Consider the following 17,843-nt stretch of genomic DNA (forward strand, 5'->3'; position numbering starts at 1 on the left):
AGCTCTAACCGCAACACATTCCATTCCTCTTGCCGTTAGCGGGATTTTTCAAAGTTTTACCTATGCCATTACCGAACTACTACCAACTATTTTAATCATCTCTATTATTATTTCAATAAGCAATTTATAAAGTAGATCCATTCGAACTTGCTAGACGCAATTTTATACCTGTCGTTATCGTGTTAATTGTCACTACAATTATCGCGATGTTTCTTTTATAACCATAGACAAGTTTTCTTTGCTTACTGTTTTCCCTTGCGAATTGTTGAAATATACTGATTCCCAAAAGGGATTTCAAACCATCTGTCAAAATTATATTAAGAGAACAATTAGTTTAAAAGAACATATTACTTTTTAAGAAAAGGGGGCATAATCATGAGTGAATTGCTTTTCTTTTTATTTATTTGTCCATTACTTATTTTTATTGTTTCAGTACTTGGGACACGTAGAACAAGAACGTATTACGTAATGCCAATTGTAACGTTTGCTATTTTTCTTATATTAGGAGTTATATTGTTTCCCCCTTCATTTTTCTTTTGGGTTGGCATGTATAGCATCTTCTCATTTATCGTTTCTTATATAACTTTATTATTTGTAAAGGGGTATGAAGCTGTGAAGGGAAAATAGTAATATCTTTTATTTAAGAAATTTAACGATTCTGTTTGAAAATGTACCTCTCATCTTCAAAATCATTCTCTTTATCTTTTTTAAATAGCCTTTTTAATTTATCAAACAATCTTTCCTCTCCACCTAAAGATAATGATATATAAGTTTTCGTTTTCTTAGCTTGATGGCAATGGGGTAACACAACATGCCCATCAACTTAAGACATTTTAATATCCCCACGTTATCCTTTCTACACAAGCTAGATTAGAAAGGGTAACGTTTTGTTATGAAGCTCTCGAATCTATAAATATAAAATAGAATTTCCTATTGTTATTAATTTTGATATATATATAATTATATATATCAAAATTAATTATAAAGATCAGGAGAGAAAGAAATGAAGAAATTAATTATTACAGGTGTATGCGCAGCAATATTTGGTACGACTTTTTTTGCGCAGAATTCTTTTGCTGAAGTAACTCAAATCAGAATATAAAAGCAGCAAGCGCCCAGACTAGTAGTTTTATAGATGTATCTCAATCGCATTGGGCGTATAAAGAGATTCAGTACATGGCTGAACATAATATAATGTGAGAATATGGTAGCGGTTATTTTGGTGCCAAAGATAAAGTGACACGTGAACAGTTGGCTACGTTCTTATATAGAGCTATTCCAGTATCTTCAAGGCCGATCCAAGTAAACTAACTAGTTAAAACCGACTCATTCGAGTCGTTTTTTTTCTTTGCAGAAATTTATAAAACGCCAGGGAATACTTTTCCTAGGTAGTGTTGTAACTACGAAACGTCTTAATCGTTGATCTAGCTGTAACAAAAAAACACCCAAGAAATAACAAAGATCCTAATCCGCCTGTTCCACCTCCTAAAGAAGAATGGACGGAAGTCTCATCGATATGAGAAGAAAACTGTCTTTGATATTATGGGTGTTGTCTATGAGTATAATGGATTAAGAAAACAAAAGAAAGTTACATAATTTAAAAAATGAAACCCATTAAGATTTATTCGATATACGCATTTTTAAGAATAGGCTCCTATTTTAGAAATGTTTTAACCTTTCTGAATGACAGTTCAGTTTTTTCCACTCTTAAGTTGATGGGCATGTATGGTGAGGCCTATTATATAAATTAAAGAAACTGACCTTCCTCAGTTTCTTTAATTTAATACATATGTTTTTCGTTATAGAAATATATGTATTAAATTTCAATTAGTCTAAGAACATCATAACATTCTAAATAGTATGGAGCGTGTATTATAATGAAAAAGATTTTATTATCGTTTATAACATTAGGAATGCTTATAGGATGTGAAAAATCTGATTCGTGTGATGAAGCAAGAGCTATCTACTCTGGAAATTGTAATTCTGCTAATACACTGACAACCAACAAAGCTGAATTACAATTAGATTCCAGATAGTTGCTTTAATGCTTAATTTTAAACTCATTATTCATCAGATCATTATACATTTTATAATTCATAAATATTTAAAGATGGAGTTACCGCTCAGAGAAAAATTTGATAAAGTTTTTAATAATATTCTTCCTTATCGCAATAATTATATTTTATAAAGCTGGGTCCTGCCACATCGTTATCAAGCTAGTATTTTGAAATGTCCCCACAACGAAAAAAATGAAAGCTGTATTCCCATGCAACTATGAAGAGATAAAATTTTCGTTTTGAGGAAATTTCAGTAACGTTCAATTCGTCTTGTAAGCTCTTTTCAATATATTCAATTGAGTTTTGTATTCTTTCAAAATGATTCATTCCTCAATACCACAGTATATTCATATTTTATAATTCAAACAAAATATTTTTTTGATAATTTGTGCTAATTCTACATTTATCCCGCATTAACGGACAGTAACACTCCCACCTCAAAATTCAGCGAAAGCAAAGAAGTTAGGTGGGAGATGAACTGTCCGTAAAAGCCCGATTCGTTCAACTAACAATCAGTGGGGGATGAAGAAAACCCCCACTGATTAAAGTTTCACTTTATATTGTAACCTATACCCTGTGTCTCTTTATGAATTTTAAGTGCATTTAAAAAGATGGCTTTCCTTTAACGCAAAGAAAGCCATCTTTTAATTTTCATAAATTGTCTTTTTACCATTGTTTCCATTATAAGGAGGAATGAGTGTAAAAATATACAAAAACCCCGAATTATGGACTTTTTTAAGTGTCCACAATTCGAGGTACAGTTCATACCAAAGGATTAAGCCTTTTTCACGAAAGAAAATTAAGGTTCTTATTCATCTTTTGAAGTAGCTCCCTATCTTCATCAAGTAAAAAATAAAAGCATCCCAAAAACGAAAATTTTTTTTTCGTTTTTGGGATGCAAATGTATTTTAACTTAATGGCATTTTAGATTACCCATTATACACGCATTTTTGATAAATTATCCTCTAACAAACTAGAATTATAATTAGGTGCTAGTACGATATTTGTATATGTTCCTATACCCGAAAGGTACTTATACCTATGCTTGAAACCCGCTGGAATAAAAACAGATGCAGGACTCTCAATGATTTGAGACTCTCCTTCAATTTCCACTTCACATACGAGGCCTGTACCATCTATTTTATTCCCCCAGAAGATAAAAGCACTATCACAATGATGTGCGTGAATATCTACATGTCCTTCTAAGTTATCATCCATATGCGCATCGTAAAACACACGCTGTATCACATAAAATGAAGCCCGTTCATCCGTTCTATAATCCATCTGCACCCACCGCTCTCCTGGACCATCGCGATGATATAAAAGCTCAGATGCTCCCTTTACAAATGGTTTACTAACTCGGAGAGACTTTGAAAGCCTAGGCCCTTTTCTTTCTATGCATTTTTGTTGAATGGTCCTTACTCTTCCTATCATTTCAGGCTGAATACCCTCGTATGCTGAGTCATTCTGCTGAACAGCTTTTTTATGATAAGGTGCCGTATGAGTAAATATGTTCTTTCCAATAATCGGTCTCCAATGATCTACTTTACAACCAGTAGCTAATTGAAGAGATTGAGTCAATTCAGGAATCATCTGTAGTTTAAAGTACTGAAGATTACGCTTTTGAGATAAAAACACTGATAAATTTAGCAAGTCAACAATCCCAGCACGTTCACCTATTCCGCACAATGTAGTATCAATGACAGATGCCCCTGAATCGATTGCAGCAAGGGCATTTGCCATGGCTAGCCCTAAATCATTATGAAGGTGAACTTCAATCTCACAAGGGAATGTCTCAACAGATTTCTTCACGATTGTCGCACACTGACTTGGTTCCCAAATTCCTACAGTGTCTGCTAAACTGATTCGGTCTGCTCCAGCTACATGTGCAACCTGTCCAATGTAGGCGATATCTTCCCATTCAGTTCGCGAAGCATCTTCAATAGTAAAACGGATTTTCATCCCTAAAGATTTTGCTTCTTCAATAGCTTGTTTCACTTGATTGATAACGTAATCTTTTGATCTATTGGTGTACTTTGTTTGTAAAGAAATGGGGTTAATAGACGTCCAGATTCCTATCCAATCGGCACCAGCACGATAAGCCGCATGAACTTCTTCTTTTTTTGCCCGAGCATGCATAAGTATTTCAGCGTACTTTGCAGAGGCTGCAACTTCTCGGCAAATCTCTTCTTCTTCTTCAGAAATACCCGGATGTCCAACCTCGATAAGAGTTACTCCAAAATTCTCTAACATATGGAGTAAGGTAATTTTATCTTCCTTGGAGAAACGAATACCACATTGTTGTTCTCCTTCACGTAAGGTGGCATCCAATATTGTTATACCCTTGTTCATTCCTTTTTTCCTTCTTTCATTTCTATAAAGTTTAACGTTTGTTCGAATAGGCTATTACGATTCTTTTCATAAACAGCCCAGTGCGTTGCATCRGGGATTACWACTTCTTTTTTTTGTTTTGTACYTGTTARTTTTGACATCATATTTCGGTCTGCAAAYRTGTCATCTTCYCCRTAAATGACAAGTAMTGGAACGGTAATYTTAGATACATCATATAAAGGCTGATTTTTCCAAATATAAAACAAATCCTCTAGTGGACCAACTGGTCGACGAATAGTTTGATTATTTTTCTTACTCATAGGATCCGAATTGATAAATACTTGTTTTACGGCATCCATTGCTTCATTTGTAACGATTTTTTTCTTTCCCATCATCATATGCCAATGATGCATTCCTTTATCAAAGTCCACCATTTGATAGGCTGATGCTTCAGGGTTAAATTGATTAGGTTGTAATGGATTTTCAAGAGATTTTGTCATCATAGGAAGTGTGAATCCATGCATATACCCATATAAAATAAGTTTATTAATATCTTGAGGATGGGATATTGCATAATTTCCAGCSACAACACCTCCATATGACCACCCTATTATATGAATCTTTTTCACATTTCTTTTCTTTTGGATCCACTTTACAACTGTTTCTAGATCCTTAGTTGCATCATTCAGATGAATAACCGGACGGTTTTGGGAAGGAGGATCTGACATTTCTTTAGGGCGAGAAGAATGACCAAACCCTCGAAAATCCATGGCCCAAGTATCATACCCTTTTTTGGCATACTCATCCATCCACGAATATTTTGGTACATCAAATGCTTGAGCTGTAGGTACACTAAATGGTTCTAAAAATAAGACAATTTCATCGGATTTATACTGTTTTTTATTATTTAAGTTTTTATGAAGCAAAAATATTTTTTCTTCTCCTTGCTGAATTTCTAATTCTTGTTTTACTACTTTAGAAGTCTGAGCATTTTGAGAAGTTTCTTTTATATTAGAACAACCAGACATAAGCATTATAAAAAAAATCCCTACTAAACTAATATGTGTCCATTTTATCTTCATTTAGAATGTTCCTTTCATTTCATAGAAATAATAGCTATTATTCCAGCCGCAATAATTAATCCGGCTGGTAAACCTTTTGTAAATAATACGGCAACAAGAGTCCCTATTAAGACACCTAACAATATCGTAGGATTCATAGATAGAACTCCTACACCTTTCCCTCCTATGTATGACACAGTGAAACCTGCAAGAATGGACCCTAATCCCATAGGGGAAGCAATTAATTTCACTACGTTTTCGTTTGTAATCTTCCCTGATGCAATTGGAATTAAAAAGAATAACATAAGAAAGAAAATACCAATTTGAAAAGAGTATTGTTGAATAAAATGTAATAAAGTTTTTTGTCCAACAGCAAGTAAAATTCCTAATAAGCAAGCCGCACCAGCTAGTGCATAATCCTTTATAAGCAGGGCGAGTATTACAATTATTCCAAGTAACAAAAAAGGAAGCATAATCTTTTCTCTCATCTATAGTGTGGTATAGTCCCAACTACCATTTTCCGGTATAGAGACTTGTACCATATTCTGGTTTGCAAAGTTAATTTGAATTAAATTTGGACTTATTACAGGTCTTAACTCTTCTCGATTTATCATAAATTTAAATGCTTCAAAGCTTGCTAGAATGCCTACTATATTCGCAACGGGAGACAATACAGCCCATGGACGATCTTTTTGTACATAACTGCTTGCCCATTTCTCATCCGCGCCATATGTAACGGAATGAAGAGCACGTCCATCTTTTAATTCATGAATTTTATTTTGCATTTCTGGTGTTAGCTCTTGTTGATAAGACGGATATCCTAACGCAATTTCATAGGGCGTAGAGTTAGGAGTTAAAGACATGACGCCACCTCTAAAGGGGGGTGTAACTGCAATCCAAATAGAAGGGATTCCTAGTTTCTGAGCTGTACGATGGATAATTACTCTCGCTACTAAATTGTCAGTTGCATCTATAATGACATCTGCATTCGTTAGAAGTTCTAATGCATTGTCCTCGGTAACAAATTCTTTTGTTATCTCTATTTGTAATAATGGATTAATGTCTTGCAAAACTTCTAAAGCGACCTCTGCTTTTTGCTGTCCTAATTTACTGATGGAACTTAGCATTTGTCGATTGATATTGCTTGCTTCAAATACATCTTGATCAATAACATGTAAAGAACCTACACCCATTCGCGCCAATTGAATGAGTGTAATTCCTCCTACTCCCCCTGCTCCAACTACAGTAACGCGAGCATTTTTTAATTTTTCTTGCTCCTCTACAGAAATGACGCCAATATTTCGCGTGAAACTTTCTTCATATATATTTTGCGTATTTTTATTTTTTGTTAACAAATTATTTTCCTCCTTACAGTGTTGTATAATCCCAACCATCTTTTGGTGCATTTTTTACTTGGACGGGGTTCTGGCTATTTACATCAATAACAATCCCTTTTGGAGCTCTCGCTAGCGGTTCACGACCAGTTAACACTTGGATTGCTTCATGAAAGCTAAATAATGACAATAGATGGGCACGCATCGGCGTGATAATCCATCCTGCTTTTCCATCACAAAAATCTTGTGCCCACTCTTTTGGTGCCCCTTTTTCTACAGAATACCAAGCTCGACTTTTCTTTATATCCGCAATTTGTTGTCTTAATTCGTGATTTGTTAATTTACCTCCTACAATAGATACATTCAAGGCTTCCTCATAAGGAATTCCAGTTGGAAAAAATGTAGAAACAAATCCTCTTGTAGGAGGACTACCTGACATCCCCACACTTGGTATACCTAATTCTCTAGCAGTTCTATGTATAATAACTCTTGAAGGCATGTCATCTACGGCTTCTAATACAATATCGTGCTCTTTTATAAGTTCGATTACATTATCTTCATCTACTCTTGTTTGTATAAAGTTTGTTGATATATAGGGATGTATATCTTTTACAACCTGTTCTGCAACTTTTGCTTTTGGTTCACCTATAACACTAGAAAGCGCTAACATTTGTCTGTTAATATTAGATATTTCAAATTCATCTGGATCAACGCCTGTAATATGCCCAATCCCCATCCGAGAGAAGAGAATTGCTTCATATCCACCTACACCCCCTAATCCAAAAATAATAACCTTCTTATTTCGAAGACATTCTTGTTCCTGTTCAGAATACACACCAATATTCTTCTTAACCATTTCCCAATAATATGAATCCATATCCATTTTGAAGTCTCCTTTATATATAGTAACCATTTCAAAAAAATAATTCCTGTATATAAAAATAGCCTAGAAGTATGTCTTTTTTGTGTGCTATTTGTAAAAAAATAGAAAAATATTAAATTCTTAGTTCTTTAACAAATGAATATCTCTCCATTTATTAAAGAACTAAATAAATATAGAAATTTTTTTTAGTTAACAGAAGATGTCTTCCGTTAACTTATTAAACTTAATATATATAATAGATACTTTTTACGGAACACAATTGAAGAAAGAAGGATGATGATGGATTTTAAGAATTGGTTAAAAAATGAAGAAAAACGAACGGAAATCGCACCGTTACAAAAAGAAAACGATTTTTGATGTTTTGGGTGTTATGTATTGTAAAATGTTACAAATACGAAAATCCACATAAAAATAAAAAAAAACCATTAAATAGTTTTTTTGTCATGCCCATTTTTAGTGTATTCATAGAGAATCAATAAAAATGCACTACCATATTACCTTTTAGTATGCTTAGCTTGATGGCGATGTGTCGGGACCTCATCTAGAATAATTGTTAGAATTACCAGGATAAGAGGATATTTATCTAACCATATTTTCTATAAAAAACACGACCGCGTTTCCCCCGCGGTCGTGTTTTTTATAATTAGGCTGTAATCCAAGCCTCATCAGCTGGATTTTTACGCCATTCTTGTAATTTTTTTGTTTCAGCTTGTCCGATCATACCTTTTTCTGCTGCCACTTCAGTTAATGCACTGTAGTCGCTTAGAGAATATGATGCTACGTTTGCTGCTGCTAGTTTTTCTTTTCCTGCTTCAAGCTCATACGTGAAGATTGATACGATTCCTAATACTTCACAGCCAGCTTCGCGAAGTGCTTCTACACAAGTAATTGCACTGCCGCCAGTTGAAATTAAGTCTTCTACTACTACTACTTTTTGACCTTTTTCTGCTTTTCCTTCAATCTGGTTCCCTTTACCATGACCTTTTGCTTTACTACGTACATAGCACATTGGTAAATCCATACGATCACTTACCCATGCAGCGTGCGCAATACCAGCAGTTGCTGTTCCTGCAATAACTTCTACAGTTGGGAAGTGTTCTTCGATTAACTTCTCTAATCCTGCCGCAATCGCTTGGCGTACTTTTGGATATGATAACGTTAAACGATTATCACAATAAATTGGTGATTTCATACCAGAAGACCATGTAAATGGATCATTTGGTTGTAAAAATACTGCGCCAATTTCTAATAGATGAGATGCGATTTCTTTTTTCATATTGTTACACCTTCCCACTGTTGTTTTACTGTTTTATACGCTTCAAGCGGATTTTCTGCTTTTGTAATACTACGTCCCACTACAATGTAACTTGAACCAAGTTCACGTGCACGCTTTGGCGTTGCTACGCGTACTTGATCATTAACATCATCGCTTGCAAGACGAATCCCCGGTGTTACTGTTACAAATGCAGGTCCGCATACTTCACGTAACTTTGGTACTTCTAGTGTCGAACATACAACACCATCAAGTCCACTTTCTTTCGTTAATTTTGCATAATGAGCAACCGCTTCTTCTAACGTTTTCTCAATACCAATCTCTTTTTTCATCATAGCTTCCGAAGTGCTTGTTAGTTGTGTAACTGCAATACAAATCGGTCTCTCTTTTCCTTCTTGCTTACCTTCCACTAATCCCTCAAGCGCAGCTTTCATCATGCTGCTTCCCCCAGCAGCATGAACATTTACCATATCAACATCTAGACTAGCTAGGCTGCGCATAGCGCTTTTTACTGTATTCGGAATATCATGGAGCTTTAAATCTAGAAAAATTTGATGCCCTTTTTCTTTTAAGTACGTAATGATAGCAGGTCCCTCTTTATAGAATAGCTCCATACCAACTTTGACAAATAACTGTTCCCCTTCAAAGTGGCTTAAAAACTGTTCTACCTCTGCCTTACCTGGAAAATCCAGTGCAACGATTAAAGACTGTGACATGTTTATTTCCAGCTCCTTCCCTGACATTCCGAAATGTGATCAAATCCTAATTCATCTAATAACGCTGGTAATTCTTCAATAATTGTTGGACATACGAACGGATCAACAAAGTTCGCTGTACCAACTGCAACTGCGCTTGCACCAGCGTAGAAGAACTCAATTACATCTTCTGCTGATTCAATACCGCCCATTCCGATAATCGGAATGTTAACCGCTTGACTCACTTCATGTACCATACGAATCGCCACTGGCTTAATTGCAGGTCCTGATAGTCCGCCTGTACGGTTTGCTAAAATGGGTTTTGCTGTTTTTAAATCTAGACGCATACCAAGCAATGTATTAATCATCGTTAATCCGTCCGCACCTGCATTTTCAATTGCCTTCGCAATCTCTACAATGTTTGCCACGTTCGGTGACAATTTCACATATACCGGTACTTCAGAAACCTCTTTTACTCGCTTCGTTAAATCAGCAGCAATTTCTGGGACAGTACCAAAAGCAATACCACCCGTTTTTACGTTTGGACAAGAAATATTTAATTCTAGCGCATGAACATTTGGTGCTTTTGAAATTTCCTTCGCAACCGCTACGTAATCCTCAGCTTGTGAACCAGCAACGTTTGCAATAATCGGAAGATCAAATTGCTCGAGAAAAGGTAATTCAGAATTCATTACCTTTTCTAATCCAGGATTTTGAAGCCCGATTGCATTTAGCATTCCGCCTGGTGTTTCAGCAACACGAGGCGTTGGGTTTCCATAACGAGGCTGTTCTGTCGTCGCTTTAATCATAATTGATCCAAGTACACTTAAATCATAGAACTGTGCATACTCACGACCAAATCCGAAGCAACCAGATGCTGGGATGATTGGATTTTTTAATGATAACCCCGGTAATTCAACTTGCAATCTGTTCATAGTACAACCTCCCCGATTGGAAATACTGGTCCATCGCTACACACCTTCTTGTAAGAATGTCCACTCGGATCTGCTTGCAAATGACATACACATGCGAAACATGCTCCGATGCCACAGCCCATGCGTTCTTCTAATGAAATGTAGGCTTTTCTCTCTTTATAGCGTCCTTCTAATGCACGAAGCATCGCTAAAGGTCCACATGAGTATAGAATGTCAAAGTCAATTCCATAGCTATCAATTACATCTGTTACAAACCCTTTTGTACCGTGTGTACCATCAACTGTTGCAACATACGTATCACCAAGTTCTGCGAATTTCTCTTCATAGAAGACAACATCTTTCGTCTGGAAACCTAAGATGTGAATAACGCGTACTCCCTTTGCTACAAGACGCTGTGACAATTCGTATAGTGGTGGTACACCAATTCCCCCGCCAACTAATAGAGCCGTTTGCCCAGATTCCGCTTCTTCTATAGGAAATCCATGACCAAGTGGTCCTAACACATCTACAAGTTCACCTTGTTTTCTTTTTGCTAATGTTTTTGTTCCTTGTCCTTCCGCACGATATAGCATTGTAAATTCGTTCTTGTCTTGATCGACATTACAAATACTAATTGGGCGGCGCAGAAGGGGCGTAATGCCCTCTGCTACCTTAATGTGTACAAACTGCCCTGGTTCGTTCATTTGCTGTACAAGATCACCTTGAAGCACTAATTCGTAAATGTTTTTTGCGATTTCTGTTTGATTAACGACGATCATATTTTGCTTTTGCATCATGCATGTACCACCTCGTGGCGCTCTGTTGGCGCGATTTCTTTCATTGCGTGAGCTGAGAATGTCATGGATTCTAATACTCTCAAGATTGCTCGTGTTGTATCAAGAGATGTTAAGCAAGCTACTCCATTCTCTACAGACTCACGGCGAATGCGGAAACCATCACGCGCTGGTTGTTTTCCTTTTGTTAATGTGTTGATAACAAACTGCGCTTTCCCTTGACGAATAATATCAAGTAAGTTGTAGTCTTCAGAATCAATTTTGTTTACAACTTGCACTGGAATGTTTTGTTCTGTTAATGATTGTGCTGTTCCAGCTGTCGCTAATAAGTTATAACCGATTTCATGGAAGCGTTTTGCAATTTCCATCGCTTCTTCTTTGTCTTTATCAGCTACAGTAATGATTACTGATCCGTGCGTTGGAATATTAATTCCAGAAGCAACAAGTCCTTTATATAATGCTTTTTCAAGCGTTAAATCTTTACCCATTACTTCCCCTGTTGATTTCATTTCAGGTCCTAATGTTGTATCAACTGAGCGTAGTTTCGCAAATGAGAATACTGGAGCTTTTACGTATACTTCCTTCTCTTCTGGGCGATAGCCAGTTTCAAAACCTTGCTCTACTAGGTTTTGACCTAAAATAACTTTCGTTGCGATATTTGCCATCGGCACGCCTGTAATTTTACTTAAGAATGGTACAGTACGGCTCGCACGTGGGTTTACTTCAATTACATACACTTCATCTTTGAATACTACAAACTGGATATTTAGTAATCCAACAATGTTTAATCCTCGTCCAAGTGCAATTGTATTTTCAATAATTTGCTCTTTCAGTTTTGCAGRTAAGCTTTGTGGTGGATATACTCCAATTGAGTCACCAGAGTGAACCCCAGCGCGTTCAATATGTTCCATAATACCTGGAATGAACACATTTTCACCGTCTGAAATTGCATCTACTTCAATTTCTTTACCAACCATGTAACGGTCAATTAATACTGGGTGATCTGCATGAACTTTAACCGCGTTCTTCATATAGTGCAGCAGTTCTTCTTGACGATATACGATTTCCATCGCACGTCCACCTAGTACGTAGGATGGTCTTACTAATACTGGATAACCAATTTTGTCAGCGATTGCTACCGCTTGCTCTACAGTCGTTGCTGTTTTACCAACTGGTTGCGGGATACCAAGCTGTGTTAAAGCTGCTTCAAACTTATCACGATCTTCTGCACGGTCTAAATCTTCAAGTGATGTTCCTAAGATTTTCACACCGTGTTCTTCTAATTTAGCAGCTAAGTTAATTGCCGTTTGTCCACCGAATTGGACGATAACACCTTCTGGCTTTTCTAAATCGATAATGTGCATTACATCTTCGATTGTTAATGGTTCAAAATATAATTTGTCAGAAATACTGAAGTCTGTTGAAACTGTTTCTGGGTTGTTATTAACAATGATTGCCTCATATCCAGCTTCTTTAATTGCCCATACAGAGTGAACTGTTGCATAGTCAAACTCAACACCTTGACCGATGCGGATTGGACCAGATCCTAGTACGACTACACTCTTACGATCTGTTACAATCGATTCATTCTCATCACCATATGTGCTGTAGTAGTATGGTGTTGCAGATTCAAACTCTGCCGCACAAGTATCTACCATTTTATAAACAGGAGTCATATTGCTTTCTTTACGCATATCGTAAATTTCACGCTCTGTTTTGTTCCAAGCAGCTGCGATGTAATGGTCACTGAAGCCCATTTCTTTCGCAGATTGTAATACTTCCATAATTCCTACATTTTCTTTTACTTTGCGTTCCATATTTACGATGTTTTCAACTTTTTGTAAGAAGAAAAAGTCCATTTCACACCATGAGTTAATTTCTTCTTTCGTTACACCTTGACGGATTGCTTCTGCTACAACAAACAGACGCTCATCATCAGCTTTTATAATACGTTTTTTCATTGTCTCTTTATCAAGCTCTTTTAAATGCTCTAACTCTAAGTGATAAATGCCAAGCTCTAAAGAACGAACCGCTTTTAATAATGATTCCTCTAAGTTACGCCCGATTGACATAACTTCACCAGTTGCCTTCATTTGTGTACCAAGTGTTCTGTTTGCTGATTCAAACTTATCAAATGGCCAACGTGGAATTTTTGAAACAACATAGTCTAATGCTGGCTCGAAGCAAGCGTATGTTTTTTGTGTTACTGGGTTTACAATTTCATCTAATGTTAAACCAACTGCAATTTTTGCCGCTAGCTTCGCAATTGGATATCCAGTTGCTTTAGATGCTAGTGCAGACGAACGACTTACACGCGGATTTACTTCGATTACATAGTATTGGAAGCTATGTGGATCAAGTGCAAGCTGAACGTTACATCCACCTTCAATTCCTAATGCGCGAATAATTCTTAATGAAGTATTTCGTAACATTTGATACTCACGGTCACTTAATGTTTGGCTCGGTGCTACAACGATAGAATCACCTGTGTGAACCCCAACTGGATCGATATTTTCCATGTTACATACTACAATCGCGTTATCATTCGAATCACGCATTACTTCATATTCAATTTCCTTACAACCAGCAATACTCTTTTCTAATAAACATTGTGTTACTGGACTATGTTTTAATCCACCTGATACGATTTCAATTAGTTCTTCTTCATTACTACAGATTCCGCCACCTGTTCCCCCCATTGTAAATGCTGGGCGAACAATAACTGGATAACCAATTTCTTTTACAAATTCATGTGCTTCTTCTAGCGTATGAATAATGGTGCTAGATGGAATTGGTTCATTTAATTCCTGCATTAATGTACGGAATAAATCACGATCCTCCGCTTGCTCGATTGCTGATAATTTTGTTCCTAAAATTTCAACTCCGCACTCTTCAAGTATGCCTGATTTCGCAAGTTCAACAGCCATATTCAACCCTGTTTGACCACCTAATGTTGGTAGGATTGCATCTGGACGTTCTTTACGAATGATACGGCTTACGAATTCTAATGTTAATGGTTCTATATATACTTTATCTGCTGTTGCAGTATCTGTCATAATTGTTGCTGGGTTAGAGTTAACAAGGATTACTTTGTAACCTTCTTCTCTAAGAGATTGACAAGCTTGTGTACCAGAGTAATCAAACTCTGCTGCTTGCCCAATTACAATTGGTCCTGATCCGATTACTAAAATTGTGTTAATGTCTAGGCGTTTTGGCATAACTCTTCCCCTTCTTTCTTGAAGTTTTCAATCATTGCTAAGAAATCTTCGAATAAATCATTTGCATCTTCTGGTCCTGCTGAAGCTTCTGGATGGTATTGTACTGTAAATGCTGGGAACTTCTTATGACGAAGACCTTCTACTGTTCCGTCGTTTAAAGCAACATGCGTAATTTCAAGATCTGTATTTTTAACTGACTCTTCTTCTACTGCGTAACCATGGTTTTGAGAAGTGATTGCTACTTTTCCAGTTGCAAGGTGTTTTACTGGGTGATTTAAACCACGGTGACCGAATTTTAACTTACTTGTATTCGCACCAGATGCTAGAGCGAATAATTGATGGCCAAGGCAAATCCCGAATAAAGGTACTTTTCCGATGATTTCTTTTAACATTTCAATTGCTTCTGGTACATCTTTTGGATCCCCAGGCCCATTACTTAACATAATTCCATCTGGGCTAAGGCGTAAAATTTCTTGCGCCGTTGTATTGTAAGGTACAACAATTACATCACAATCACGTTTATTTAATTCTCGTAAAATACCGTGTTTCATACCGAAGTCTACAAGTACAACACGATGACCACGACCTGGACTTGGATATGGATCTTTTGTTGATACGCGTTTTACATGATCTGTAAAGACTGTCGCTTTTAATTGGCTAACGATGTATTCTACATTCGCATCCATGTTGCAAAGACGACCGCGTAACGTTCCATATTGACGGATTTTTCTTGTTAATTTTCTCGTATCAATTCCTGCTAATCCTGGAATATTTCTTTCTTTCAAGTAATCATTTAACGAAATTTCATTACGGAAGTTAGATGGGTGATCACAAATTTCGTTTACGATTAAACCATTTACAGATGGATGAATTGATTCGAAATCATCACGGTTAATGCCGTAGTTTCCGATTAATGGGTAAGTAAATGTTACAATTTGACCGCAGTATGATGGATCAGATAATGTTTCTTGATATCCAGTCATTCCAGTTGTAAATACAACCTCACCTGACTTTTCGATTTCTCCTCCGAAACCTTTTCCAATTAATACTGTTCCATCTTCTAAGATAAGTTGTCTGTTCATACTAATGCACTCTCCTTTTGCCATGCGATCTTACCACCAACGATTGTCATAATCGGCCAACCTTGGCATTTCCAGCCTGCGAATGGCGTGTTTTTCCCTTTTGATAAGAATGTTGTTGGATCAATCTCTTCCTCTTGTTCTAAATCCATAATTGTAATATCTGCTGCTCTTCCTTCTTTCAAGCGACCGGCTTCTAGACCAAATGTATCAGCTGGTTTTTCTGTTAAGAATTGAATTAATTGTTCTAATGTAATGATTCCTTTTTTCACAAGGTTTGTATATAGCAATGGGAATGCTGTTTCAAAACCAGTAATTCCAAATGGTGCTCTTTCAATCCCTTGTGCTTTTTCTTCTGCTGCATGCGGTGCATGATCTGTTGCGATTATATCGATTGTTCCATCTAATAATCCTTCAATTAATGCTTCGTGGTCTTCTTTTCCTCGAAGCGGCGGATTCATTTTAAAGTTTGGATCAGCCGATGGGATATCATCTTCACATAATACTAAGTGGTGCGGTGTTACTTCTGCTGTCACTTTAATTCCAGCACGTTTTGCATCACGAATCACTCGTACAGATCCTTTTGTACTTACGTGACATACGTGATAGTGGCAATCTGCCGCTTCCGCAAGTAATATGTCCCGGGCAATATGTACAGATTCACATACTGATGGGATACCGTTTAATCCGTGTTCCTTAGAAAACTTCCCTTCATGTACACAACCTTTATTAATTAGCGTATTTTCTTCACAGTGTGCAACGACTGCCATATTTAATTTTGCTGCACGTTTCATAGCAGCTAGCATCATGCTTGCATCTTGTACGCCTACTCCATCATCAGTAAACGCGAATGCTCCAAGTTCTTTTAATGTTTCAAAGTCTGTCATTTCAGAACCTGCTTGACGTACTGTAATTGCGCCATATGGCAGTACATTTACATGTGCTTTTTCTTTAATTCGTTTTTGCAAGTCTTCCATATGTTCTTTGCTGTCCGGTACTGGGCGTGTATTTGGCATTGCGCAAATTGTTGTAAATCCACCCTTTGCTGCTGCAAGCGTACCTGTTTCAATTGTTTCTTTATGTTCACCACCTGGTTCGCGAAGATGAACGTGTACATCTACTAATCCAGGTGCGATTAATTTTCCATTTACATCGATTACTTCAACATTATCTGCCGTAATATTTTCTGCTACTTTCGCAATTTTACCGTCTTGTACAAGAAGATCTGTTGCTACAATTTTTCCTTCTTCATTTAGATAACGTCCATTTTTAAACAAATAATTCATGTTTCATTCCTCCTAATACATTTGGTAATGCGCGTTTTAGTACAGCCATTCTTACGTAAACTCCGTTTTCCATCTGTTTGAAAATGCGGGAACGCTCACACTCAACGAGTTCGCTCGCAATTTCTACATCGCGGTTTACAGGAGCTGGATGCATAATAATGCTTCCTTGTTTCATACGTTTTTCTCGTTCAATTGTTAATCCGTGCTGTTCATGATACTCTTTCATGATGTCTGTTTCATAATGGTCATGACGCTCATGTTGCACACGAAGTAACATCATCACATCCACTTCTGGAACAAGTTCATCTAAACTTCTGTATGTTCCGAATGTGTTAGTTTCATCTTTCCACTCTTCTGGGCTAGCAAAGTAAATTGTTGCTCCTAATTTCGCTAATGCTTCAGCATTAGAGCGGGCTACTCGGCTATGGCGGATATCTCCAACAATTGCAATCTTTAATCCTTCGAAGCTTCCAAACTCTTGTTTAATTGTTAAAAGGTCTAGCAAGCATTGTGTTGGATGATTTCCACATCCATCTCCAGCATTTAGGATTGGAATATTTACTTTATCTTTTAGCTCATCGAAGTAGCGATCTTGCTGATGACGGATGACTACTGCTTTTGTTCCGATTGATTCTAGTGTTCTTATCGTATCGTATAATGTTTCTCCTTTTTGTACGCTAGAAGAATCTGCTGAGAAGTTTAATACGTCTAGTCCTAATCTCTTCTCGGCAACTTCGAAGCTAAACTTTGTTCTCGTACTATTTTCGAAAAATAAGTTCGCTACAAACGTTTGCTCTGTTGTTTTTTTACTTCTTCCATTTGCGAAATCTTCTGCGTCTTTTAGGATTTCTGAAATCTCTTCTTTCGATAATTCACTCATCGTTAACAAATGGCTCATTGTCATCCCTCATCTTTCTG

The 17,843-nt window shown here is 36.8% G+C and carries 14 protein-coding genes and 2 pseudogenes; 3 read left to right on the plus strand and 13 right to left on the minus strand.

Going from position 1 to position 17,843, the window contains the following annotated elements:
* The 3 genes and pseudogenes from AC1DIT_RS00005 to AC1DIT_RS00015 all read left to right on the plus strand — a co-directional run.
* A pseudogene (locus tag AC1DIT_RS00005) lies at positions 1 to 127 on the plus strand (transporter); the annotation flags it as partial.
* 248 nt (positions 128 to 375) lie between these two features.
* Complete coding sequence (locus AC1DIT_RS00010; RefSeq protein WP_016116000.1) at positions 376 to 627, plus strand: YbeF family protein; 252 nt, start codon at positions 376 to 378, stop codon at positions 625 to 627.
* 807 nt (positions 628 to 1,434) lie between these two features.
* Positions 1,435 to 1,596 (plus strand): annotated as a pseudogene (locus AC1DIT_RS00015) (IS4 family transposase); the annotation flags it as partial.
* 1,397 nt (positions 1,597 to 2,993) lie between these two features.
* Here AC1DIT_RS00015 and AC1DIT_RS00020 read toward each other — a convergent pair.
* From AC1DIT_RS00020 to pyrB, 13 genes are all read right to left on the minus strand, one after another.
* Entirely contained in the window at positions 2,994 to 4,409 is a 1,416-nt protein-coding gene (locus AC1DIT_RS00020; RefSeq protein ID WP_016116003.1) for a homocitrate synthase/isopropylmalate synthase family protein, read from the minus strand.
* The gene (locus AC1DIT_RS00025; protein WP_476997990.1) at positions 4,406 to 5,470 is read right to left on the minus strand and encodes an alpha/beta hydrolase; all 1,065 of its coding nucleotides are present in this window, start codon (positions 5,468 to 5,470) and stop codon (positions 4,406 to 4,408) included. Before AC1DIT_RS00025 ends, AC1DIT_RS00020 begins: the two co-directional genes overlap by 4 nt.
* Before the next feature lie 14 nt (positions 5,471 to 5,484).
* Positions 5,485 to 5,922, minus strand: a complete 438-nt coding sequence (locus tag AC1DIT_RS00030; protein WP_016116005.1) for a DUF441 family protein — start codon at positions 5,920 to 5,922, stop codon at positions 5,485 to 5,487.
* Between the two features lie 15 nt (positions 5,923 to 5,937).
* Positions 5,938 to 6,804 carry a HesA/MoeB/ThiF family protein gene (locus tag AC1DIT_RS00035; RefSeq protein ID WP_016116006.1) on the minus strand — a complete coding sequence of 289 codons (867 nt, stop codon included), beginning with the start codon at positions 6,802 to 6,804 and terminating at the stop codon, positions 5,938 to 5,940.
* 13 nt (positions 6,805 to 6,817) lie between these two features.
* Complete coding sequence (locus tag AC1DIT_RS00040) at positions 6,818 to 7,666, minus strand: HesA/MoeB/ThiF family protein (protein ID WP_016116007.1); 849 nt, start codon at positions 7,664 to 7,666, stop codon at positions 6,818 to 6,820.
* A 643-nt stretch (positions 7,667 to 8,309) separates the two neighbouring features.
* Entirely contained in the window at positions 8,310 to 8,942 is a 633-nt protein-coding gene (pyrE, locus tag AC1DIT_RS00045; protein WP_016116008.1) for an orotate phosphoribosyltransferase, read from the minus strand.
* Positions 8,939 to 9,655, minus strand: coding sequence for an orotidine-5'-phosphate decarboxylase (gene pyrF / locus AC1DIT_RS00050; protein WP_016116009.1), 717 nt, complete (start codon positions 9,653 to 9,655; stop codon positions 8,939 to 8,941). Before pyrF ends, pyrE begins: the two co-directional genes overlap by 4 nt.
* A 2-nt stretch (positions 9,656 to 9,657) precedes the next feature.
* Positions 9,658 to 10,569 carry a dihydroorotate oxidase B catalytic subunit gene (pyrD, locus tag AC1DIT_RS00055; RefSeq protein WP_016116010.1) on the minus strand — a complete coding sequence of 304 codons (912 nt, stop codon included), beginning with the start codon at positions 10,567 to 10,569 and terminating at the stop codon, positions 9,658 to 9,660.
* Positions 10,566 to 11,345 (minus strand): dihydroorotate oxidase B electron transfer subunit, encoded by a 780-nt coding sequence (gene pyrK, locus AC1DIT_RS00060; protein WP_016116011.1) that lies wholly within the window; start codon positions 11,343 to 11,345, stop codon positions 10,566 to 10,568. Before pyrK ends, pyrD begins: the two co-directional genes overlap by 4 nt.
* On the minus strand, positions 11,342 to 14,560 hold the full coding sequence (gene carB / locus AC1DIT_RS00065) for a carbamoyl-phosphate synthase large subunit (protein ID WP_476997991.1): 3,219 nt from the start codon (positions 14,558 to 14,560) through the stop codon (positions 11,342 to 11,344). Before carB ends, pyrK begins: the two co-directional genes overlap by 4 nt.
* Positions 14,545 to 15,642 (minus strand): carbamoyl phosphate synthase small subunit, encoded by a 1,098-nt coding sequence (locus tag AC1DIT_RS00070; protein WP_033671433.1) that lies wholly within the window; start codon positions 15,640 to 15,642, stop codon positions 14,545 to 14,547. Before AC1DIT_RS00070 ends, carB begins: the two co-directional genes overlap by 16 nt.
* On the minus strand, positions 15,639 to 16,925 hold the full coding sequence (pyrC, locus tag AC1DIT_RS00075; protein WP_016116014.1) for a dihydroorotase: 1,287 nt from the start codon (positions 16,923 to 16,925) through the stop codon (positions 15,639 to 15,641). The genes AC1DIT_RS00070 and pyrC overlap by 4 nt, the downstream gene beginning before the upstream one ends.
* Positions 16,909 to 17,823 (minus strand): aspartate carbamoyltransferase, encoded by a 915-nt coding sequence (gene pyrB / locus AC1DIT_RS00080; protein ID WP_016131891.1) that lies wholly within the window; start codon positions 17,821 to 17,823, stop codon positions 16,909 to 16,911. The genes pyrC and pyrB overlap by 17 nt, the downstream gene beginning before the upstream one ends.
* Between the last annotated feature and the right edge of the window lie 20 nt (positions 17,824 to 17,843).

The sequence above is a fragment of the Bacillus sp. 05T22 genome (genome assembly GCF_056396765.1).

Excerpts from the sequence above, each read along its gene's own strand:
- pyrF (WP_016116009.1), bottom strand. The coding sequence starts at position 9,655 with ATGTCACAGTCTTTAATCGTTGCACTGGATTTTCCAGGTAAGGCAGAG.
- pyrC (WP_016116014.1), bottom strand. The coding sequence starts at position 16,925 with ATGAATTATTTGTTTAAAAATGGACGTTATCTAAATGAAGAAGGAAAA.
- AC1DIT_RS00040 (WP_016116007.1), bottom strand. The coding sequence starts at position 7,666 with ATGGATATGGATTCATATTATTGGGAAATGGTTAAGAAGAATATTGGT.
- AC1DIT_RS00030 (WP_016116005.1), bottom strand. The coding sequence starts at position 5,922 with ATGCTTCCTTTTTTGTTACTTGGAATAATTGTAATACTCGCCCTGCTT.
- AC1DIT_RS00020 (WP_016116003.1), bottom strand. The coding sequence starts at position 4,409 with ATGAACAAGGGTATAACAATATTGGATGCCACCTTACGTGAAGGAGAA.
- AC1DIT_RS00070 (WP_033671433.1), bottom strand. The coding sequence starts at position 15,642 with ATGAACAGACAACTTATCTTAGAAGATGGAACAGTATTAATTGGAAAA.
- pyrB (WP_016131891.1), bottom strand. The coding sequence starts at position 17,823 with ATGAGCCATTTGTTAACGATGAGTGAATTATCGAAAGAAGAGATTTCA.
- AC1DIT_RS00010 (WP_016116000.1), top strand. The coding sequence starts at position 376 with ATGAGTGAATTGCTTTTCTTTTTATTTATTTGTCCATTACTTATTTTT.
- pyrD (WP_016116010.1), bottom strand. The coding sequence starts at position 10,569 with ATGAACAGATTGCAAGTTGAATTACCGGGGTTATCATTAAAAAATCCA.
- pyrE (WP_016116008.1), bottom strand. The coding sequence starts at position 8,942 with ATGAAAAAAGAAATCGCATCTCATCTATTAGAAATTGGCGCAGTATTT.
- pyrK (WP_016116011.1), bottom strand. The coding sequence starts at position 11,345 with ATGATGCAAAAGCAAAATATGATCGTCGTTAATCAAACAGAAATCGCA.